This is a genomic window from Methanimicrococcus hongohii (genome assembly GCF_032594095.1).
GTDB lineage: Archaea > Halobacteriota > Methanosarcinia > Methanosarcinales > Methanosarcinaceae > Methanimicrococcus > Methanimicrococcus hongohii.
Genome location: NZ_CP131059.1, coordinates 787,632 through 807,708, shown reverse-complemented (window position 1 = coordinate 807,708; position 20,077 = coordinate 787,632). Strand labels below are relative to the sequence as shown.

At 39.2% G+C, this 20,077-nt stretch carries 23 protein-coding genes and 2 tRNA genes; 11 read left to right on the top strand and 14 right to left on the bottom strand.

The window, feature by feature from the left end:
- Positions 1-942: 942 nt before the first annotated feature.
- Positions 943-2,772, top strand: coding sequence for a PKD domain-containing protein (locus tag MmiHf6_RS03715; RefSeq protein ID WP_316558359.1), 1,830 nt, complete (start codon positions 943-945; stop codon positions 2,770-2,772).
- A 156-nt stretch (positions 2,773-2,928) separates the two neighbouring features.
- Here the strand turns inward: MmiHf6_RS03715 and MmiHf6_RS03710 are convergent, their stop codons facing one another.
- From MmiHf6_RS03710 to MmiHf6_RS03700, 3 genes are all read right to left on the bottom strand, one after another.
- Positions 2,929-3,180 carry a hypothetical protein gene (locus tag MmiHf6_RS03710; protein ID WP_316558358.1) on the bottom strand — a complete coding sequence of 84 codons (252 nt, stop codon included), beginning with the start codon at positions 3,178-3,180 and terminating at the stop codon, positions 2,929-2,931.
- The gene (locus MmiHf6_RS03705) at positions 3,132-3,269 is read right to left on the bottom strand and encodes a hypothetical protein (protein ID WP_316558357.1); all 138 of its coding nucleotides are present in this window, start codon (positions 3,267-3,269) and stop codon (positions 3,132-3,134) included. Before MmiHf6_RS03705 ends, MmiHf6_RS03710 begins: the two co-directional genes overlap by 49 nt.
- A gap of 360 nt (positions 3,270-3,629) precedes the next feature.
- A complete protein-coding gene (locus MmiHf6_RS03700) occupies positions 3,630-4,424 on the bottom strand; it encodes a DUF1638 domain-containing protein (RefSeq protein WP_316558356.1) in 795 nt (264 codons plus the stop codon).
- Positions 4,425-4,918: 494 nt separating this feature from the next.
- Here MmiHf6_RS03700 and MmiHf6_RS03695 point away from each other — a divergent pair, with 494 nt between their 5' ends.
- From MmiHf6_RS03695 to MmiHf6_RS03680, 4 genes are all read left to right on the top strand, one after another.
- On the top strand, positions 4,919-5,857 hold the full coding sequence (locus MmiHf6_RS03695) for a PKD domain-containing protein (protein WP_316558355.1): 939 nt from the start codon (positions 4,919-4,921) through the stop codon (positions 5,855-5,857).
- 166 nt (positions 5,858-6,023) lie between these two features.
- Positions 6,024-6,302, top strand: a complete 279-nt coding sequence (locus tag MmiHf6_RS03690; protein WP_316558354.1) for a ferredoxin-thioredoxin reductase catalytic domain-containing protein — start codon at positions 6,024-6,026, stop codon at positions 6,300-6,302.
- 192 nt (positions 6,303-6,494) lie between these two features.
- Complete coding sequence (locus MmiHf6_RS03685; protein ID WP_316558353.1) at positions 6,495-6,722, top strand: hypothetical protein; 228 nt, start codon at positions 6,495-6,497, stop codon at positions 6,720-6,722.
- A 365-nt stretch (positions 6,723-7,087) separates the two neighbouring features.
- A tRNA-His gene (locus tag MmiHf6_RS03680) sits at positions 7,088-7,159 on the top strand.
- A 184-nt stretch (positions 7,160-7,343) separates the two neighbouring features.
- On the opposite strand, the gene MmiHf6_RS03675 is transcribed toward MmiHf6_RS03680, so the two are convergent.
- On the bottom strand, positions 7,344-7,571 hold the full coding sequence (locus tag MmiHf6_RS03675) for a hypothetical protein (protein ID WP_316558352.1): 228 nt from the start codon (positions 7,569-7,571) through the stop codon (positions 7,344-7,346).
- Positions 7,572-7,918: 347 nt separating this feature from the next.
- Between MmiHf6_RS03675 and MmiHf6_RS03670 the strand changes: the two genes are divergently transcribed.
- Complete coding sequence (locus MmiHf6_RS03670) at positions 7,919-8,122, top strand: hypothetical protein (RefSeq protein ID WP_316558351.1); 204 nt, start codon at positions 7,919-7,921, stop codon at positions 8,120-8,122.
- 138 nt (positions 8,123-8,260) lie between these two features.
- On the top strand, positions 8,261-8,785 hold the full coding sequence (locus tag MmiHf6_RS03665; protein ID WP_316558350.1) for an HdeD family acid-resistance protein: 525 nt from the start codon (positions 8,261-8,263) through the stop codon (positions 8,783-8,785).
- Positions 8,786-9,037: 252 nt separating this feature from the next.
- Here MmiHf6_RS03665 and MmiHf6_RS03660 read toward each other — a convergent pair.
- Positions 9,038-9,109 (bottom strand) — tRNA-Thr (locus MmiHf6_RS03660).
- Between the two features lie 190 nt (positions 9,110-9,299).
- Positions 9,300-9,614 carry a DUF5611 family protein gene (locus MmiHf6_RS03655; protein ID WP_316558349.1) on the bottom strand — a complete coding sequence of 105 codons (315 nt, stop codon included), beginning with the start codon at positions 9,612-9,614 and terminating at the stop codon, positions 9,300-9,302.
- Between the two features lie 341 nt (positions 9,615-9,955).
- On the opposite strand from MmiHf6_RS03655, the gene MmiHf6_RS03650 reads away from it, so the two are divergent.
- On the top strand, positions 9,956-10,258 hold the full coding sequence (locus tag MmiHf6_RS03650) for a hypothetical protein (RefSeq protein WP_316558348.1): 303 nt from the start codon (positions 9,956-9,958) through the stop codon (positions 10,256-10,258).
- Positions 10,259-10,306: 48 nt separating this feature from the next.
- A complete protein-coding gene (locus tag MmiHf6_RS03645) occupies positions 10,307-10,693 on the top strand; it encodes a hypothetical protein (RefSeq protein ID WP_316558347.1) in 387 nt (128 codons plus the stop codon).
- Between the two features lie 191 nt (positions 10,694-10,884).
- Here the strand turns inward: MmiHf6_RS03645 and MmiHf6_RS03640 are convergent, their stop codons facing one another.
- The 6 genes from MmiHf6_RS03640 to MmiHf6_RS03615 form a co-directional block, all read right to left on the bottom strand.
- Positions 10,885-11,283 (bottom strand): DUF2149 domain-containing protein, encoded by a 399-nt coding sequence (locus MmiHf6_RS03640; RefSeq protein ID WP_316558346.1) that lies wholly within the window; start codon positions 11,281-11,283, stop codon positions 10,885-10,887.
- A complete protein-coding gene (locus tag MmiHf6_RS03635; protein ID WP_316558345.1) occupies positions 11,280-11,948 on the bottom strand; it encodes a MotA/TolQ/ExbB proton channel family protein in 669 nt (222 codons plus the stop codon). Before MmiHf6_RS03635 ends, MmiHf6_RS03640 begins: the two co-directional genes overlap by 4 nt.
- A gap of 166 nt (positions 11,949-12,114) precedes the next feature.
- Complete coding sequence (locus MmiHf6_RS03630) at positions 12,115-12,834, bottom strand: DUF2162 family putative transporter (protein WP_316558344.1); 720 nt, start codon at positions 12,832-12,834, stop codon at positions 12,115-12,117.
- A gap of 461 nt (positions 12,835-13,295) precedes the next feature.
- Complete coding sequence (locus MmiHf6_RS03625; RefSeq protein ID WP_316558343.1) at positions 13,296-14,321, bottom strand: methanogenesis marker 2 protein; 1,026 nt, start codon at positions 14,319-14,321, stop codon at positions 13,296-13,298.
- A 173-nt stretch (positions 14,322-14,494) separates the two neighbouring features.
- Positions 14,495-15,415, bottom strand: coding sequence for a nitrogenase cofactor biosynthesis protein NifB (gene nifB, locus MmiHf6_RS03620; RefSeq protein WP_316558342.1), 921 nt, complete (start codon positions 15,413-15,415; stop codon positions 14,495-14,497).
- Positions 15,416-15,603: 188 nt separating this feature from the next.
- On the bottom strand, positions 15,604-16,155 hold the full coding sequence (locus tag MmiHf6_RS03615; RefSeq protein ID WP_316558341.1) for a flavodoxin family protein: 552 nt from the start codon (positions 16,153-16,155) through the stop codon (positions 15,604-15,606).
- A gap of 375 nt (positions 16,156-16,530) precedes the next feature.
- Between MmiHf6_RS03615 and MmiHf6_RS03610 the strand changes: the two genes are divergently transcribed.
- On the top strand, positions 16,531-17,508 hold the full coding sequence (locus MmiHf6_RS03610) for an MBL fold metallo-hydrolase (protein WP_316558340.1): 978 nt from the start codon (positions 16,531-16,533) through the stop codon (positions 17,506-17,508).
- Between the two features lie 227 nt (positions 17,509-17,735).
- Positions 17,736-18,485, top strand: a complete 750-nt coding sequence (locus MmiHf6_RS03605; RefSeq protein WP_316558339.1) for an HAD family hydrolase — start codon at positions 17,736-17,738, stop codon at positions 18,483-18,485.
- 248 nt (positions 18,486-18,733) lie between these two features.
- On the opposite strand, the gene MmiHf6_RS03600 is transcribed toward MmiHf6_RS03605, so the two are convergent.
- Together MmiHf6_RS03600 and MmiHf6_RS03595 are read right to left on the bottom strand one after the other, a co-directional pair.
- Positions 18,734-18,967 carry a hypothetical protein gene (locus MmiHf6_RS03600; protein ID WP_316558338.1) on the bottom strand — a complete coding sequence of 78 codons (234 nt, stop codon included), beginning with the start codon at positions 18,965-18,967 and terminating at the stop codon, positions 18,734-18,736.
- Between the two features lie 313 nt (positions 18,968-19,280).
- A complete protein-coding gene (locus tag MmiHf6_RS03595; RefSeq protein WP_316558337.1) occupies positions 19,281-20,027 on the bottom strand; it encodes a DUF447 domain-containing protein in 747 nt (248 codons plus the stop codon).
- Positions 20,028-20,077 lie beyond the last annotated feature (50 nt).

Below are 20,077 nucleotides of genomic sequence, written 5' to 3'. Positions count from 1 at the left end.
TTTATTTATCTTATTTTTTTATTTATCTCGTTTTTTTCAATGTTTTTTCAATATTAATTCTCTCATTTTTTAATTTCAATCTGATTATTTTCATTCCGTTTCAATATAATCTCTTTCATTCGTTTTTCAACTTTGGCATTTTAATTTTATTTCAATATTGAAATTTTTATTTTTTTATTTTAATGCCTAACAATTTTCACTTTTTTTAATATTTTTACTCTTCCTATTTGATTCGAGACAGTTCTTGCAATTGAAATCTCAAAAAAGTTGTTTGTCTTGTATGGATATATCTGTCTTTTATTATTTTTATTATATCATTCTATTATCGCGGTAAATGAATTATTTATTATATTTTTGTTTCATGACAATTTATTTATAGTGTCGATTATAATTTATTTCCGACTCTCTTATTCGGAATTAAGACTATTTGGTAAATCTGTTTAGTTAATAATCCGAATTTGAATTCTTGGTTTGTTGAAAATTTAGCATTAAATTAAGCAGGGGCATACACTATTGTCATGGTTTTTCATAATACGCCATAATTATGTGAACATATAATATGTTAAAAACATGCTAAACAAGCATCAGCGAGACGTTCCGGACGTTCTGATATATCTTCGGTGCGTTCTTTTCGGTTTCGGCTTGTTTATAGTTTTACGCGGTCTGTTTTTTATGTTAAATTTAGATGAAAATCATGAGTTTTCATGAATTTATATGAATTATATGAATACCATGAATTTCCATGAAGTTTCATTGGACAACTTCCAATCTCTGATAATTTGAGTATTTCAGTATGTTGATTCTGTTATCAATATATTGATCCTGTTTCAGTATGCGGTATTGATTGTATTTTCAGCAGATATTGATTGTATCTGATTATATCTGATTGTATCTTCAATTTCCGAATTTATTGAATGGTTTATAAATGAATGGAGTTTTCGTATGAAATTTAAAGACAATTTCGGAAAAATGACGGCAGTCGTGCTTGTGTTCTGTCTTCTCTTTTCCTTAGTGCCGGCAGCATTTGCAGCTGACGGCGGTTATATCGCTGTGGGCGCACTTCCTTCCCCGGATTTCTCCGGTCAGCCCGTCCGCGGCGTCGCGCCGTTGGAAGTTAAATTCACAGATTTGTCCTACAGAGGCGCAGGTGACGATTACAAATACACTTGGTCATTCGGTGACGGCGCAACTTCCAATCAAATCGGCAATGTTTCCCACACCTACACCAAAGAAGGCAATTACACCGTTTCTTTGACCATTTCCAACTCTTACGGAAATCAAACAGAAACAAAAACAAATTACATTTATGTCGGCAGCGGCGTCGTTGCTGATTTCACTGCAAATAACACAGCAGGCGCATCACCGCTTTCTGTTAAATTTACAGACAATTCCAGCGGAAATCCGACCAAATACTCTTGGGATTTCGGCGACGGAACAACTTCTTCTGAAAAGAGCCCGACGCACGTTTACAACAGCACCGGAACATACACCGTTTCTTTGACTGTTTCAAACGAATTCAGCAACGACACAAAGACTTCAAAGTCACTTATCAATGTCGGTACGGCTCCTTACGTTTTCTTCACGGCGAACGGAACAATCAACTCTAAACAAGTTGTTTTCACGTCACACGGAAGCGTTTCCGATTCCACGGCTTTCAAGTGGGACTTCGGCGACGGCAAGACTTCTTCTGAAAAGAACCCGACGCACACCTACAGTTCAACGGGCACTTATAATGTGACATTGACGGCATCCAACAGCTACGGCACATTCAACTACACGCTCAGGAATGTGACGATTACAAATACGCTTAAGGCAGACTTCACGGCAAGTAACAATCAGGGAAGTTCTCCTCTCAAAGTCAACTTTACGGATGAAACAGTCGGCTCCGGCAGCACTTCCACTTATCTTTGGAACTTCGGCGACGGCACAACCTCAACGGACAAGAATCCCTCCCACACCTACAACAGAACGGGAACATACACGGTTGCTTTGACGGTTACAAATCCCTGCGGTGCAACGGATTCGGTTGTTAAGACCAGTTACGTCAGCGTCGGCAATGTGCCGGTTGCGGACTTCTCCGGAACGCCGACCAGCGGTGTCGGTCCGTTAAGTGTTCAGTTCACCGACAAATCTCAGGGCAGCAGCTTGACTTACTCTTGGGACTTCGGCGACGGTACAACTTCTACTTCAAAGGATCCGAAGCACACCTATTCTGCGGAAGGTACTTACACCGTTAAATTGACCGTTAAGAATACTTACGGCGAAAACACGGCAACGAAGGACAAATACATTACAGTCGGAAATGCGCCGCGCGCCAACTTCCAGGCTGACGTTCTCTCAGGCGTTGCGCCGCATCCGGTTCAGTTCACTGATCTTTCAACGGGCAACCCGACTTCCTGGTACTGGGACTTCGGCGACGGTTCGACTTCAACAGCGGAGAACCCGAAACACACTTACCAGAAATCCGGTTACTACAACGTCACATTGACGGTTAAGAACGCATACGGCGAGTCTACTCTCTTGAGACTCGGCGACGGTCAGGAAGTTTATGCTGAAGATACGAAAGCGGAAGCTGAAACACCGGCAGAAAATGAGACTGAAACCGTGCCCGACAACACGACGAACGACACAAATGATTCAAATGTAACTGACGACGGTTCCGACAGCGGTTCTAAATCCAGAACCTGGCTTTTCATTGCAATCGCAGTCATCGCAATCATTTGTCTTGCGGCAGTCGGTTTCTATGCTTACAAAAAATACGGCAGTCAGTAAAAAATGAATTTTAAATGAAGGGACTTTCCCTTCATTTTTCTGTTTTTTTAATTGTTTTGATTTTTTTAAAATGTACTTTCATTTTTGCCTTTTTCTAAATCATATAGCTCATTTTTCGTTTTTTTCTAAATCGTGTGGCTCATTTTTCATTTTTTTCTAAATCATGCAGTTCATTTTCAAATCTTTTTTAAAATTTGTGCGGTTCGCGCGTGGCGGCGATGTGCTGCTGCCGAGCGGAAACCTGATCGGCAAGCAGAAACAGAAACCTGTAGGCAGCAACGGCAAACAAACACCACCCTCCCCCCGCAAACAGAAACCTGACTCCATATGGAAACAGAAACCTGATTGCAGGCGGCAAACTAAAAGACAGTTGCAGACTTGCAGGCTTTGCAGGAGCGAAAGCAGCAAAAGACAGTTGCAGACTTGCAGGCTTTACAGGAGTCGCAGCAGCAAAAGACAGTTGCCGGGACGGTACCTTGCCTGTGCCGACAAAGCAAATTAAAAATCAGCTGTTTTTAGTTTTTTGTTTCGTTTGGAAAGAATCTCCAACTCCTTCTTTCCTCCGCTTCGCTACAGAAACGCGTCGTTGGAGGGGGCGGTATTTTGTCTTTTCCTTTTTAATTCAATTGAAACATCGTCTTCATTAATCTAATCAAAAACGGAACGCCAATTTTTCAATAAAATCTAATACATTTTTTAGGATTTTATCGGGCGTTCGGGTTTCATTTTTTTCAAAAATGGATGTTTAAGTTTGATTGATATTTTGAAAAAATGGAATTGAAAAATGAAATAAATTGGAAAATGAGAAAAAATACAAAAAAATAATCGTAAAAGAAATCGTAAAAGAAAAAGAAGAATCAAATTGCTTCCAATTCTTCTAAAAACTTTTCAAACGACATTTCAACCATTGAAGGCGTTCCTTCATATTCAATAATATTCAGGTTGAATCTTTTGGAGAAATCGTCAACGATTTCATCGAATCCTTCTTCGTATTGAAGTCCGGTTTTTACTTTTCCGACATTTTTGTAGCCCGAATATTCAAAAACCATTCTCAGCATTTCATCGTCATTCGGATCGGGCGTAAGCGCGCTTGCATACGCGATTTCCCGCCAGTATGCGGCTTGCATCGGCGTCAGGAAATATGTTCCTTCACAGCCGTCTGTTTTGAGAATTTGAAGATATTTCTTACGGCTTCCGAGTGATATGCAAATGCAGTCGTCTCCGATGTTGCCGTCTTCGTCGCGCAGAATGCGGACCGGACAATTCGGGAGACTGAGATCGCCTTCGATGCTGCCGAGAACGTTGCCGCAAAGACCGTAAAAAACCATCACGCCGTCGGCAATGTTTTGAAGCTGCTTGATTCTTTCGTAAACAGCGTCTTTAATTTCGGCAGGATGCGCTTCCATTGAAAATTCGATCAATTGAAGAATAATTGTGTTTTGAGCATCTGTCGGCTCGGCGACTTTTTCTTCCAATTGGCCGCTTTGAATCTTTTCATAATTGATATTTTCAAAATTGAATTTCTTCTCAATCGATTCAATAAAATCAGTGTCAACCAAAAACAAACGTGTCTTTTTTTCCTGCTCTTTTTTCATCAAATGCGTTAATTCATCTTCAAAAATCCGGCAGGAAACAATCGCAACTGTTGTCATATTTTCCCTCTCTTCGTTTTTATTATACGTTTTTATTATTCGTTTTTATTATAATTTGTTTAAAACCCATTCGTTCGTTTTTTATTTTTTGTTTGTGTTTTTTATTTTTTGTGTATGTTTTTCGTTTTTTGATTGTGTTTTTTATTTTTTGTGTATGTTTTCGTTTTTTTACCTTTTTGTTTTATTTTCCGATTTTCTTGAATGCTGAAAAACGGTTGTATTAATAGAATTAGAGTTTTGTTTGTATATGGATTTATTGAATTATAATTAAGGAAATGTTTGAAAAATTTCTTTTTCGTTTCAATTTTTGCCTCTTCATAAAAATTCTGACGGAATGCTTAATTATCTTTAATGAAATTTACTTATCAGCTTCTGTCATTTGATTGACATAACAGTTCAATCAATATTTTCGATTTTTATCTTATTTGTCTTATTTAATTGATTCACTATTCGAAAATTCAAATTACTCAGCCGCAGATCGGAGTTACAGGTTTATGAAAAGAACAGCCGCAAACATTTCTTCCCTGACAGTTCTCGGAGCGCTTTTGCTCTTGTTTTTGATTTCAACGGTTTCTGCCGCAAACGCAGCCGGCGACGGTTTCATTAATGTTGATGTAAACACAAGCCCGCAATTTGACGGCAGCGTTTTAAAAGGCGTGGCGCCGCTTGAAGTTTCATTCAACACTTGGATGCCCAATCACACTTCCGGGACAACTTATTCCTGGGATTTCGGTGACGGCAGCACTTCAACCGAACGCAGCCCGACGCACACCTATTCGCGAACGGGAACTTTTACCGTCAAATTGACCGTTACAAACAGCAGCGGAACATTCACAACCGAAAAATCCGATTACATCAAAGCAGGAACGATTCCGGTCGCGCTTTTCGATGCCGACGAAGTTCAGGGAATCGCGCCTTTAAAAGTCCGCTTCACTGATCAATCAACGGGCGACCCCGAATCCTGGTATTGGGAATTCGGCGACGGAAACACTTCCGTTGTCCAAAGCCCCGAATACGTTTACAAGCGCTCGGGCTCTTACAATGTGACTCTGACGGTTAAAAATGAGTTCGGATCCTCCACTCTCCTGAGAACGAGTGACGGGAAATTGATTTATCTCTCAACGGGAAAAGCCGGCTCCGCTTCCGGAACCGACGCTGACGCAGCAAACGCAGACGGAAACGCATCCGGCAGCGCAGGCGCGGACGGCAGCGGTTCAAACGCAAACGCAAGCGTTTCAAACGGTACCATCATAACGGACGCGACAAACGGAACGACTGTTATTGACGGCGCCGCAAACGGAACAAGCGCAGGCAGCTCGGATTCGCACTCTCCGGAAGAGCCGCTTCCCGAGACAGCCGTTCCCGGATTTTCAGTCGTTGCCGCGGTTTTAGCGGTTGCCGGCATTGCAGCTTTGCTGTATCGGAGGAAATGATTAAACGGGGTAATGAATCAATTAGATTTAATATGAAGTTAAAATTAAAAGACAATAACGAAATCAATTCAAGTTTATGAAACAATTCAAGTTTATGAAACAATCAAAATAACGAAAAATGAGCTGCGGAAAATAATATATCTCAAAAAATGAATCGGGTGGTTTAATGACATTTGAAGAAACAAAAGATAAAATTCGAAAATACGCCGAACGATATGCCGAACGAAAAGGATACCGTTTGAATCCCAATGCTGAGGAATTGGATTTAGTGTACGAAGGGCTTGCAAAGCGCCGCGAACAATACGGCGCACAATACTGCCCCTGCCGCATCGTCCTCGGTGACAAGCAGGAAGACCGCAAAATTATCTGTCCCTGCGTTTATCATGAAGAAGAGATCGAACAGGACGGCATGTGCCATTGCGCTTTGTTTTTTAAAGCAGAATAATTCGATAAATTCTTTTAACTTTTTAATTTATTTTTAATTTATTTTTAATTCATTTTATTTTATTCATTTAATTTCTTTTTTGATTTGCAAGGCTTTAAATATTTTTCAGCCTATTAACCGTACTTTAATTGACAATTTTTAAATTATTTTTTTCATATTTTCAACTTTACGTTTTATAAGAGGGATTTAATGATGGATGAGAACTCAAAACATTTGCTTGAACTTCAGGATAAAATGGAAAAGATGCCGGATGAAGAACTTATTGCTTTCGTCAGCGAGAATTATCCCGAAGCGGGCTGGTGCGGCAAAAGAAAATTAGTTGTCCGCAAAATTTTAACATTTGAAAGAATGAGAATGTACGGCGACAAAGATTTGTCCATGACCGATGAAGAATGGGCGGAAAAAACAAAGCAATCGTAAGAATAACCCCTTTCGATTTCTTTTCCACTTTTCTATTTCAATTCTTTTTCATTTTTTTATTTCAATTCTTTTTCATTTTTTTATTTCAATTCTTTTTCATTTTTTTATTTCAATTCTTTTTCATTTTTTTATTTCAATTCTTTTTCATTTTTTCATTTTCAATCCTTTTTTCCATTTTGCATAGTAAAAATTCTATAAAAATTTCATTTTCTATATTTTATCGGCATTTCGTCTTCAGACATTCTAAAATTTCATAAATGCGTTTTTTCGTTGTTCGAAAGATTTATATTAAAAAAAAGGTTTTATGGAGTGCTTTCCTAAAAAGCGCTTACTTTTCTTCTTCCCGATATTAAAAATACAATGTGGCCGGGGTGGGGTAAAGGTTATCCTGAAGCCCTGTGGAGGCTTTGACCCGAGTTCGATTCTCGGTCCCGGCCCTCTCAAAACCTAATTTTTCAAAAAAATACCTAATCCTTTCAAAAAGAAACTAATCATTTCAAAAAGAAACGAATCATTTCAAAAAGAAATTTTAAATCAAAAAAATTTTAAATAAATTAAAAAAAAGTTATCAGGGGTCATTTTCCCTGATTTATTTTTTCAAATTAAGCAATTGTTTTAATTTTAAGCGTTTTGTTTTTCTTGGTCTTCTTTATCGCCTTTTGAAATGTATAAAGCCAAGCCGAATCCGCCGATCAAAACAAGAATGCCGCCGAGAATGACTCCGAGTTCGGGTGTAATAAACATATCCCATCCGAAAATGCCGACACATAATCCGAGGAGGAAAATAATCGCGCCGATTGCGGCAATGAATTCAAAAAGCATTACAAGACCATTATTAATTTTTGCCATATCATAACCTCTCTTTTTTGAAAAATAATTGGGTAACTTGAATTTTTTTATCGAATATTTAAACCTTATTCTTTCTAAATGGTTTTTAATGATATTTATTATTGTTTCGTTATTTCACTCCATTTTCATTATTTTACTCAATTTTCATTATTTCACTCAATTTCCGGTATTTCAATAACCGTTTTTCATTCATTCATCAAAGTTATTCATCAAAAAGAGCTCAAATTATGTATATTCCGTTTCGATTTATTTATAGTTCTGGCTAAAAATGTATATTTTTCAATTAAGTTTATATATTTATAAATTATTTATTATAATGCAGGTGTAATCCTGCGGAGGTAATTATTATGGAAACAAAACAAATTGTAACTATTGTTGCAGCAATTGTCGCCGTTGTCGGTGTCATTTTATTGCTTCTCGGTGCTCTCTCTTACTTCGGCATTTGGTCACTTTCATATGTTGTCGGCAGAGAAGTCATGACAATGGTTGCCGGTCTCGTCGTCTTAATTATCGGCGGTGTCGGCGTCTGGTACGCAAGATCAAAGATGTAACTCATTTTTCCGGAATATTATATACTATTCATGAAAAAAACAGAAAAATGATTCATAACGAATGAAATGCATATGTTTGTTATTCAAACATTTGTGTTTTGTTCGTTTTGATTTTCCATCAGTTTGAGGCGGTACAGAATGGATTACGCTGTTAAAACAAAAAAATTCGACTGGTTTTCTTTTTTAATCGGCATTCTTTTTATTCTCATTTCTTTATTTGTTTTTTCGCATATCAGGGGGAGTTTAGCTGCCGTTGCATTATATATCGGGCTGCTTGCTATCCTTGCCGGTATTATTGAATTCATCTCTTGGTATCAATTACGAAAAGTCGGAATCGGCAGCGCATTATTTTTTGTTTTAGGCATACTCGACATTTTGATCGGATTATTCATCATCATCAACCTGAATGTCAGTATCATTGCTCTCCCGTATGTTTTTTCAATCTGGTTTATAATTTCTTCAATTTTAGGTCTTTTAACGCTCGATTTAGCAAAAATGATCGGCAAAGTGTATTATTGGTTTAAAATCATAATCAGTGTATTGGGAATCGTCATCGGTATTGCACTTCTTTTCAATCCCGTCATTTCCGCATTCATGCTTTCTTTTTTAGTCGGCCTTTACTTCCTGATTTATGGCGTTGTGTATATTGTCAAAGCGTTTTAAAAATGTTAAATCATTTCTAATTTTTTTTGACTAATAATATAAACAAAGTTAATTTAAAGAAACAAAGTCTATTTAAAGAGTTTTTTAAAAACAGTGGCAGAATGCTTAAAAATGAACCGTGTTAATAAACAAATAAACAGCTTTAAACAGATTAATTATATGAAAAATATGAAAATCAAACAGCAATTAAGCTCTCATCTAATATTTTTAATAAAAAAACAGGATGGGGGAATTAAACCCCCTTATTCTAAAAGCCTCAAGCGGGATTTGAACCCGCGACCTCTTCCTTACCAAGGAAGTGCTATACCTCTAAGCCATTGAGGCGCTTGTTTTTCTTTTTTAAAACAAAACGGTTTGCCTGTTTCGTAAAAAACGAAATTAAGCAGACTCCAAGAAGGAATACCTCTAATATTAATCTTTTGGTATTCTTAAACGGAGCCCTTTCTTTTTATTTTTGAATAATTAATTTTTAAATTCAATTTGAATCGAATTTAATCAATTCAGACGAATTAAATTATTCGCCGCTGACTTCTTTCTTCGCGTTCTTGATACGGTCTTTTGAAGTGTAGCCGGTGCCTTTGTCCAAAAATGTTCTGAAACGCTTGTTGGTGTCCAAAATGACATCATCAGGAATGCCGGAGTCGTCGGAAACAGTGTCAACGCATAATTTTTTGTTGTCGATCCAAACGATGATTTCTTTTAAAACGCCGTAAGATGTCTTTAATTTGCCGTCATCTTCTTTAATTTCCGTACCGAAACATTCCGTCAATAAATCTCTGATTCTCTCAATGTCGGGCGTATATCCGCGTTTTAATTTGTATGCCTGCATTTCCTTCACCTTTCCTTTTTATAATTTTTATTTTAAAACTCTTATTTTGCTAATTCTTATTTTACTTTTTGATTTCTTAACGGTTTCAATTTCTTAACGGTTTCATACTTATTGTTTCATACTTCTTGAATCTTTCTTTTTGTTTAAAGCGTTCTTGTTTTTATTTCTTTTCTTTCGTTTTTTAAATTCTTCCGTTTTTGAGAATCGTCATATTTTTAATAGGTGAAGCGATTATATGGCTTTAGATTTTGAATTTGTTTTATTGTTCAAAGCCTCAAGCGAGATTTGAACCCTTCATATCGGAAAATTAAAAGGAAAATAAAAACAGAAAAGGGATTTTTATGACAAGAGTATTATCGCTTCATGATTTAATCAGCAGGAAACGCTTCGAATTGGCAGAAATGTCCGGTGAAAATGCCGAATTGGAAGACCTTTACGATTTGGTGATTCCGTTGGGTGTTCCGATGTCAATCATTATGGACATGGTCGAAATGTTCGACTTAGAAGCCGTTGACCGTATGATTTCAATTACCGAACCCGAAATTGCCCAAACGCCCGTTATTGCTTTGCGCGGTCCGCTTGAAAATGTTTTGGAAGCGGAAAAATTCATGAAAAAAGAAATGAAAGCCTGGCTTGAAGGATAATTTCTAATTTTTTGTTTTATTTTTAGCTTTTTTAATTTTATTTTTAGTTTGCTGTTACTTGTTTCTGTTTTTGTTTCCGCTTTGGCTGCTGTTTGTGTTTCCGCGTTGGTTTCGGTTTGTGCTGCCGCTTTGGTTTCTGTTTGTGTTTCCACGTTGGTTTCTGTTTGTGTTGCCGCTTTGGTTGCTGTTTCTGTTTCCGCTTTGGTTGCTGTTTCTGTTTCCGCTTTGGTTGCTGTTTCTGTTTCCGCTTTGGTTGCTGTTTCTGTTTCCGCTTTGGTTGCTGTTTCTGTTTCCGCTTGCCAATCGGGTTTGCATCGTCTTTGCCGGCAGGTTTCCGCCGGCAGCCGCAGCAGCTGCCGCCGCCGCGCGAACCGCACAAATTTTAAAATTAGTCAAAAAGTGAATCATATATTTGAAAAAATAATCAAAAAGTGAATCATATATTTGAAAAATAATCAAAAAGAGGATTGATTTTTGAAAAATAGTCAAAAAGAGGATTACAAATCAGAAAAATAATCAAAAAAGGGTTGATATTTTTTACGAAATCAAGTCTTCATTTTTGATTGAAGATCGAAAAATAAAAGAAGGATTTTCATTTGAAAATCCCCTGTTAATATTATTTTACGTTATGAATCCGTATCGGAATTGGTCGTGTTCGAGCTTTCAATCGTATTATTTCCTTCCGGAACGTAAATCACACGCCCGTCGTCCAGCCGATACGCTTGTCCCAACACCTCGCCGATACCGCCGCCGATTTGCTCTTCAGCGTTGATTTCCATGATTTCAATGCCTTCATCGGTTTTTGTAATGATCTGCATATTCTCTTGTCCCGGATTTTTGACAATCGTCAAGTCTTCATCCGTCATGAGTTCGGTCAATCCGGCGGACATGACGACAGCTACGAGCAAAGCGACCGCAAACACCATCGCAACGTCGAAAACGTTTCCGACACTGTTCATCGGGTTTTCAACATTGTTTTGGGCAAATATCGAACCGTGAGAACCTTTTCTGGAGCGCCGGCTCATTTGTTTCCCTCCTCCAAAGCATCAATAATGTAGTCAATGTCAATCATATCCTGCCAGTACCAGCGGTTGCGAATCGTCGTTAAACAGAAACTGATGCCCGCGACAAACAAACCGATAACGGTTGTTGCAAACGCAATCACAAGGTTTGTCGCCAATTCATCAATGTTGCCGTCCGTCAAACCGATCAAAGCAGGGCCGAGCGGAATCAATGTTCCCATCAAACCAAGCATCGGGCCGACCGTTGTGATAATTCTGGTCTTTTCCGTTCTCTTCATCATACGAACTTCATAGTCGTCCGCAATCTTTTCAATATGTTTCAAATCACAGCCGTCAACAGAGTCGGCCGCGTCTTTTGCAAAAGCGCCGACCATTTGAGTTTGTTTTCCCTCAAAACCTCTGAGAATTGCCGCCGTTTCTTTATATTTAACATCCTGCGGCGCCGATGATTCCATAATCTCGCAAATGCGGTGCGTTTCCTTTTCCAACTCTTTTTGATCTCTGCGGCGGCGTGTATATTCCGTCACAAATTCTCCGGTTAAGATCAATGATACAATTACGAACAATATCAAAAGAATCATGACCGGATACAAAAGAGAATTTGAAAAAATATACGTGATGTATGAGACGGTCGATCCGAAATCAGATAAAAATGCAATTTCTGCCATTATTTCCCCTGGTCCTTATTTAAATCTTTAATTATTCCACATGTAATCGTTTTTGGGTTTTATTTTAATTATTTTTTAATTATTTTTTTTAATTATTTTATTTTTAACTATTTTTTTAAATCATCTTAAATTTGATTTGTTTTAATTCGTTTATTTTATTGTTCTTTCACGCGCTTTTCTCTCTGCTTCTGTCAGCAGCTGCCGTCAAAACGGCGCCGAAGAGAATCAGAAGAACAACACCCGCAAGAATTGTCAGCTCAGCCGTTCCGTATGAAGTCGGCATGGTTGACGCCGCAGCGCCGGCACCGATATACGCCGGGATCATAATGGCGGCAACCAGATAGAACAGGCCGATAAACACCATGATTGCGCCGAGTGTGTCAGGCGTTCCTTCAAAGTTGATATTCAGTTTCTTTGTGATTTTGCTTAAATTCTTCATCACAAATGTTGTGATTAAAATCGATATGACAAAAACGACTCCGACAAGCGCGCCAATCAAGATGCCGTCAAGTTCGACGACGGTTGAAAGTGCAACGCAGGAGACAAGAAGTGCTGCCATACAAACAGGGCACGGAAACACCATGATTAAAAAAGTTTTATTCGATACATCACAGCCGGAATGCCACTTTTTCATCGTGACAATACCGCCTGCCAATAAGAATAACGCAAGCGTGATATGAATCGCGGACGCTAACGGTGAACTCATAAAGGATGTGACATCAATCGCATCCATGAAATAACCTGCAACAAGCGCGATAACGAAGTATAAAAGACACAAGACAAACACAACTTTCCAGCCGGTTTTTGAAAAACCGCAGCCGATCCCCGTCTTTAACCCGAATATAAAAACACTTGACAAAATCCCTATTACAATAAGAGCTGCCATCGGTTCCATGAACCATTAATTACGGGACACAGATATATTAAGGTTCTCTTTGTGATTACAAAATTAACTATTTTTGGTTTTAATTGTTTCCCTTTTTAATTATATAAATTTGTTTTAATGTGTCAAAAAAATTTCATCACTTCGAAAACTGACTCCGTTGTTATTAAGGTTGCGGTTCGAACAAATCTGAAACAAATTGCGGGAGATGGGATGAATATATAAATGAAATAATTAAGAATGAAAACAACAGAAAAAAATGAAGTATTGAAGATAAACACGGAAATAAACAAAAAAATACAAGAAAATAAACGAAAAAATACAAGAAAATAAACAAACAAAAATGAAAAATAAATACAATAAAAAATGGAAAAATTAAGGAGAGATGAACTGAATTTCAAATCTTTTTTTCAAATATTTCAAATCTTTTTTTTCAAATCTTTTTTTTCAAATCTTTTTTGAATTTATTTCCGAATTCCCGTAATTTTATCTTTTTCAAAATCAAAAACAATCGCCGAATTCAAACCATTCTCAATAATTACTTTTTTATTTGCCGTGATTTCACCGCAAATTGCTGCCGTCATGCCGCCCGCGCGCAAAACACTCATACATTCTTCCGCTTTGCCGGCCGCCGCCGTAAAAACAAATCCGGTCCCGGGATGCATCAGACACCATTTTTCAATCGTAATCTCAGGATCATTCGGAATCACGATGTCAGCGAGCCGAATGCGGGCGCCGACACCGCTTGTTTCGCACAGCATGCCGAGCGTCCCAATCACTCCGGGGTTGCTGATGTCTTTTCCGGCTGTCGCCAATTTTTTCTGTCCGATGATTTGCGGCGCTTCATACATTTTTCGAATCGTTTCAGGCGTTTTTGAAAAAACGGATTCAAAACTGTAAGGCGAATTCGGGCCTGTCCGCCCGTCAACATCGATTGCGTAAATGACAAGGTCTCCCGGTTTTGCGGAATCGCTTCGAATCAAATGTTCTTTTTTGGCAATTCCGATAACAGCGACAGACAACGATTTTTCGCCTTCGGGATGCGTGTGCCCGCCGACAACGGGAACGCCGAACTTTTTAACGCCTTCCGCCATCCCTTTAAAAATCTCTTTAAACGTTTCGGAATCGGTTGACGAAACAACATCAACCATCGCAAGAGGACGGCCGCCCATTGCGACAATATCATTAATATTGACAATAACAGAAGTAAAACCCGCCCACCACGGGCTTTTTTCAATCAGTCTGCCCCAAATGCCGTCGGCGGCAAACAAAATGACGTCGCCGTTTCCGATGTCAATCGCCGCGGCGTCATCACCAAAGTCGGCAACGCAGCCGCCGTAAGCATCGGCAACCTCTTTAAATATTTCTGAAACAGATGCAATCGGACTTTTTCGGGAGGTGCCGTCAAATGTTTTGACGGAGTCGGCGAGTTTTTGTAAATCGCTCCCGCTCTCAGATCGGTCAGTATTTCGGCAGGCTGCATCCGTCAAATTGTTAATCTCCTTGAATAAAATCTTAAATGGTATTGAAAATATTGAATGATATTGAAATTATTGATTGATATTGAAAATATTGTAAAATGTTGTAAAATATTGAAAAAATATTGATTCAAAATATATTGAATCAAAATAAAAGGCTTATTGACAGCCGGCTTGCGAACGGCTTAGTTTTTTCCGCCTTTTTTCACGGAAACCGTTTTCAGCTCATTCAATTCCGACACGCTTGTTTTGCCGCAACTTTTCTTTTCAATCGACAAATCTTTCCCAATCAAACCGTAAGCGTCCGATCGACATTGGCGGCAGTGTTTCATCTGCTTCACATAAGGCGCGCAGGCATCCTGAACGGCCTTTCTTTCCGCGTCTGTCGGCGGCACGATGTCGGCAAAAGCGGCTTGGTTGATGAGCGGCATGACATTCATGATGTAAACGCCCGTTTCGTTCATCTTTTTTGCGATTTCAATGATGTGCTTGTCATTGATTCCCGGAATCAGGACCGTGTTGATTTTAACGGTCATTCCGGCGGCAACAGCCTTTTTGATTCCTTCCAATTGATTTTGAATCAAAATCTCGGCGGCTTCTCTTCCGCTGTATTTTTTGCCGTTGTAATAAATCATGCTGATGATTTCTTTTTGAATGTCGGGATCGATTGCATTCAGCGTCACCGTCAGCGTTTCCACTTTTGATTCTGCCAATTCGTCAAATCTGTCCGGGAGGAGCAGACCGTTTGTGCTGATGCAAAGCGTGATGTCGGGGAAGTTTTCGCGGATCAGGCGAAATGTTTCAAATGTTGCGTCGTTGTCAAGCGGGTCTCCGGGACCGGCGATGCCGACGACTCGGATGTACGGATGCTCTCTCAAAATCTGGGCGGTCTTTGCAAGCGCATCGGTCGGGGACAGCACTTCACTTGTGACGCCCGGGCGGCTTTCGTTGACGCAGTCAAATTTTCGATCGCAGTAATTGCATTGAATATTGCATGACGGCGCAACCGCCAAATGCAGTCTTCCGAATTTGTGCTGCGCTTCCGGAGAATAACAGGGATGTTCGGAAATTTTCCGCTTCATCTCATCGCTCATACACTCTTTCATAATAATCCACCTGTTTTTACGCGTTTTTGTTTTTATGTAATAAATTGATAATAATTTGATAATTTGATAATTTGATAATTTTAATTTGATAATTTTAATTGACAATAAATTTGACAAGTCTTTGAATTTTTCTTCCTTCTTTTTTTCATTTATTGCGTCTTTTCTTACTTTTTCTATTGTCTCTGTGTTTATATTAATTGTTTGCCGAGTTCTCTTGCTTTTTCCAAAACATCATGATCTTTTAAAAGTTCGTCTGTGTTGTGAACGCTGACGGCTGTGATTTTTCCGACGGGAACGCAGCCGTAATTTTTGAAAATATATTCGATTCGCTCGGACGTTTTGGCATAATGTTCCGGCATCGGCGCGCCTTGCGTGATAACAATTGCCAATTTCTTGCCGGCCGGAATCAGCGGCTTGCTCTCGGCGTCTTTTAAAGCAAAACAGCGGTCGATGAATGTTTTCAGCTGTCCCGTCATTTCGCCCATGTAAATCGGCGTTCCGATGATGATTGCATCTGCCGCTTTCAACGCGTCATAAAGCGTGAACATATCATCTTTGCGGACACAGCTTCCTGTTTTTCGGCAGACTTGACAGCCGAAACAGCATCCGATATTCATTTTCGCTAAATTGTATATTTTTGTCTCGGCGCCTTTGGATTGCGGCTCTTTCATCATTTCTTCCATCAAATAATGCGTGCTGCCGTCTTCGCGCGCGCTGCCGAGTATTCCGATAACTCTCATTTTACCCTCTCTCGTTTTTGTTTAATATTATTGATCTGAATTTTATAAAAAATTTCGAATCCTAAGGTTTATATTCTAATTTTATACTATATATTGATTATTCTTCTAAAAAACTATATCTCGATCTATTTCAGAGTAAAATTTAAAACAAGTTAAAAACAAACACATAAAAACACAAACACATAAAAACACAAACACATAAAAACACAAACACATAAAAACACAAACACATAAAAACACAAACACATAAAAACACAAACACATAAAAACACAAACACATAAAAACAAATACATAGAAACAATTTTTAAAAACAGTACATTTAAAAGTTAAAACAAAAAATAAAAACAAACGAAAAACGAATTCAAGGTGTTATTTTGTCAATTAAATATGTTTCCAATCCGTCGCTGCCGATTATTAAAGATGGTTGGGTCGGAAACCCTATGAAAGGTCATTCTTTTCTGAATGAAAAATCCGCTCAGGTCAACATGATGGATTTTGTCAAATCCCGCGTTCATAACCCGCAGCGTGAAGAACGGAAAAACGATACATACCGCGCAGGCTTTTGTCCGAACACCGATTTTGTCAATTCAAAGGAAGACATGATTGTTTGGCTGGGTCACGCTTCTTTTTTCATAAGACTCGGCGGCGTCACTTTCCTGACCGATCCTTCTTATTACAGCTTCCCGACACGCAACCGTATGGTTCCGATTCCCTGCGACGTTGAGGATTTCAAATACGTTGATTATGTTTTGATTTCTCACATGCATCACGATCATGCGGATACGCGCTCGCTTCGGAAAATTTTCAAAGGCAATAAAAAAACGGAAGCATTGCTTCCTCTTAACGGGAGAAATTATGTTCGTTTTTTTACCAAAAATTATCAGGAAGCCGGCTGGTATCAGCAGTATAAAACGAAATCGGGCGTCGAAATTTATTTCCTTCCGAGCTTTCACTGGTCAAGAATGCATATTTTTGACAGCAATCGAATTCTTTGGGGCAGCTTTATCATCCGCTGCAACGGCAAAACAATTTATTTCGGCGGCGACACCGCTTGGGGTTCTCATTTTGAAGAGATCGGCAAGCTGTTTCCGGACATTGATTACGCGATTCTTCCGATCGGCGCTTATACGCCGCGCTCTGTTGCCGAATTCGCGCACATTTCGCCCGAAGAAGCCGTCAAAGCGGCCAACGTTCTCGGCGCGAAGCATTTGATTCCGATGCATTACGGCACCTATCCGCTCGGGCAGGAGCCGCTCGGCGAGCCGTACCGTAAAATCTGCAGATTGGATGAAGACGGTGAAATCTGCGGCTGCTTGAATTGTTTGGATGTCGGCGAAGAATTGCTGATTTGATTTTATCTTTTTGAAAATCGACTCTCACCTTTTTGATTTTTTTAAGATCCTTGCTTTTGAAAATATCAAAAACGGTGCGTTCGCGCGCGGCGGCATCTCTCCGCTTTGTGACTGACAGTTCTTGGAAGCGGCCGAACCTGCTTTTGCGCCGGCGAAGCCCGAGCAAATTTATTTATAACCTTATCACACTCCTTTTGAATACATATTTTAAAATCATAAGGGATTTTATGACAGAATCTGAAAAACAAAATATTCAAGAAATTCAATACATCTTTTCGGACATGGACAACACGCTTTTTGATTTTGTCCACGCCAAAGTCGAGGCTTGCACCGCCGTTGTTAACCGGATTGGAACAGGTGAGCCTTTGGAGATGATGTCATATTTCCTGCGCGGCATTTACGGTTTTGAAAATTTAGAAAATATCGAAGATTATCTGAGAGAAAAATATGTTTTCTCCGATTCTCTTTTTGAAGAATGCTGCTGTATTTATGAAGATGTTAAAGTCGAAAACGTCGAGCTTTACGACGGTGTTCGCGAAACGATTGAAGCCGTCAAAGATATGGGACGCGCTTTTGTCATTGTCACCGACGCCGACACCGAAAATGCTTACCGCCGAATGAAGCGCGTTAAGTTAGACGGTCTTGTTGACGATGTGATTGCTTATGATATGTCCGGCAAGAAAAAACCGGATCTCGGCGCCTTTGATTTCGCGCTGAAAAGGACAGGCGCAAGCGCCGCCGAATCTATGTATATCGGTGACAGTCTCCGCCGCGACATTGCGCCCGCGAAGAAAATGGGAATGGTGACGGCGTACGCGGCTTACGGTGACCGCAACGATCATGACCGCGATTTCTATTTCGAGCCCGATTATAAATTGAATCATCTCGGCGAAATTATTGATATCATTCAAAACAATCCCAAAACGCCCGTTTCTTCCAAGAAGGACAGCGAAAAAGCCGCCGCTTCCGAAAATTGATTCTTTCATCTTGTTTTGTGCAGCGGTCGCCGCGCGCGAGTTGCTCCGTTTTTATTTTGATTTTTAAATTCATTCCCCGTTTTTTATTTATTTTCGGCATCGAAACCTAAACATCCAACTTAAAAAATCGGTGAACATGAACGCCCGATAAAATCCTCATCTTAAATTTTTGAATTTTCGATAAAAGAAGGCGTTCCGTTTTTGGTTAGATTGATGAAAAATGATGTTTCAATTAGAATTATTTTGAATCAAAAGTCCAAAAGCCGCCCCCTCCAACGACGCGTTTCCGGAGCGAAGCGGAGGAAAGAAGGAGTTGGAGATTCTTTCCCATGCGAAACGAAAAATACAAAACCGCTGACTTTTAATTGCTTTTCAGCTTCTGCTAAGCCTGCAAGTCTGCAACTGTCTTTTAATGTTGCTGCCTGCAATCGGTTTGCGTTTCCGCGTGGTGTCAGGTTTCCGTTTCCACTGTCTCTGCTCATTTTATAGTAATCCGTTCGCATTCGCGAACGTGCCGCGGCTACCTTCAGGTTTCTGTTTCCGCTTGCAGTCAGGTTTGCATCGCAGCTGCCGCTGCCGGCACCGCAGCAGCTGTCCGCCGCCGCCCACGCGCGAACCGCTCCGCTTTTCCTTAATTATTTCAAAAAAATGCTCTCACTTTTCTTTAATTCAAAAAAAACGCTCTCGCTTTTCTTTAATTATTTCAAAAAAACGCTCTCACTTTTCTTTAATTATTTCAAAAAAACGCTCTCGCTTTTCCTTAATTATTTCAAAAAACGCTCCCGTTTTTATTTCTCAATCAAAACAATCGGCGATTTCAAGTTCCATCAATCTTTTTTTGACAATCGCAAATCCTTTTTTATCCTGTTTGCGACCGCATCTTTGAATGATTCTTTGATGATGACGAATATAATCGATATAAACAGGATCTTTTGTTAATTCATAGCGCGTCAAATGGATACAGGCTTCAATGACTGAATGAAAACCGCGATTGAAAACAAATCCTTCTTTTTCAGAATTTAAAACAAAAAAATCAACAGGAGTAATATCAATCACAACAGAATCCGACGCTTCCAATCTTTTGACGCATTTAAATAAAACAAAACGGTCGGCATTTTTTAAAACAGGGATTGAAATCGAAGATAAAGTTGAAGTCGATGATGAAGTTTGATTTTTTCCATCTTTGTCGGCACTTTCTTCAACATAAATAACGGTATCAAACGCTTCATTTTCCAAATCATAAAAAGTCGATTCGGCAAACAAAACCGCGTCATCCGTCATGTTTGCCGCAAAATAATCTTCATGCATCAGATTTTCGTACGTCGTCGATCCTTTGTACAAATGAAGAAACATTTTGTTATTTTTCCAGGTAATTCCGAAAGGAGCGGCATTTGCTGTTCTGATTGAATCTGTTGAATCCGTTTCAGCGATTCCGGTTTCAAAACTTTCTGAAACATTTTTTGTTGTCAGAATGATTTCGGAAATCCCCTCAGAGATTCCGAATTTTGCCATTCTTTTTAAGTTTTCTGCCGTCTCTTCCATGAAAACCGCTCTTTGAATCGCTTTTATGAAATATTTATGAAATATTTTTG

Bases quoted from the DNA above. Each gene is read 5' to 3' on its own strand.
- MmiHf6_RS03600 (WP_316558338.1), bottom strand. From the start codon at position 18,967: ATGAGCAGAGACAGTGGAAACGGAAACCTGACACCACGCGGAAACGCA.
- MmiHf6_RS03605 (WP_316558339.1), top strand. From the start codon at position 17,736: ATGACAGAATCTGAAAAACAAAATATTCAAGAAATTCAATACATCTTT.
- MmiHf6_RS03695 (WP_316558355.1), top strand. From the start codon at position 4,919: ATGAAAAGAACAGCCGCAAACATTTCTTCCCTGACAGTTCTCGGAGCG.
- MmiHf6_RS03665 (WP_316558350.1), top strand. From the start codon at position 8,261: ATGGATTACGCTGTTAAAACAAAAAAATTCGACTGGTTTTCTTTTTTA.
- MmiHf6_RS03615 (WP_316558341.1), bottom strand. From the start codon at position 16,155: ATGAGAGTTATCGGAATACTCGGCAGCGCGCGCGAAGACGGCAGCACG.
- MmiHf6_RS03635 (WP_316558345.1), bottom strand. From the start codon at position 11,948: ATGGCAGAAATTGCATTTTTATCTGATTTCGGATCGACCGTCTCATAC.
- MmiHf6_RS03685 (WP_316558353.1), top strand. From the start codon at position 6,495: ATGGATGAGAACTCAAAACATTTGCTTGAACTTCAGGATAAAATGGAA.
- MmiHf6_RS03715 (WP_316558359.1), top strand. From the start codon at position 943: ATGAAATTTAAAGACAATTTCGGAAAAATGACGGCAGTCGTGCTTGTG.
- MmiHf6_RS03640 (WP_316558346.1), bottom strand. From the start codon at position 11,283: ATGAGCCGGCGCTCCAGAAAAGGTTCTCACGGTTCGATATTTGCCCAA.
- MmiHf6_RS03630 (WP_316558344.1), bottom strand. From the start codon at position 12,834: ATGGCAGCTCTTATTGTAATAGGGATTTTGTCAAGTGTTTTTATATTC.
- MmiHf6_RS03650 (WP_316558348.1), top strand. From the start codon at position 9,956: ATGACAAGAGTATTATCGCTTCATGATTTAATCAGCAGGAAACGCTTC.
- MmiHf6_RS03700 (WP_316558356.1), bottom strand. From the start codon at position 4,424: ATGACAACAGTTGCGATTGTTTCCTGCCGGATTTTTGAAGATGAATTA.
- MmiHf6_RS03675 (WP_316558352.1), bottom strand. From the start codon at position 7,571: ATGGCAAAAATTAATAATGGTCTTGTAATGCTTTTTGAATTCATTGCC.
- MmiHf6_RS03690 (WP_316558354.1), top strand. From the start codon at position 6,024: ATGACATTTGAAGAAACAAAAGATAAAATTCGAAAATACGCCGAACGA.
- nifB (WP_316558342.1), bottom strand. From the start codon at position 15,415: ATGAAAGAGTGTATGAGCGATGAGATGAAGCGGAAAATTTCCGAACAT.
- MmiHf6_RS03595 (WP_316558337.1), bottom strand. From the start codon at position 20,027: ATGGAAGAGACGGCAGAAAACTTAAAAAGAATGGCAAAATTCGGAATC.
- MmiHf6_RS03670 (WP_316558351.1), top strand. From the start codon at position 7,919: ATGGAAACAAAACAAATTGTAACTATTGTTGCAGCAATTGTCGCCGTT.
- MmiHf6_RS03655 (WP_316558349.1), bottom strand. From the start codon at position 9,614: ATGCAGGCATACAAATTAAAACGCGGATATACGCCCGACATTGAGAGA.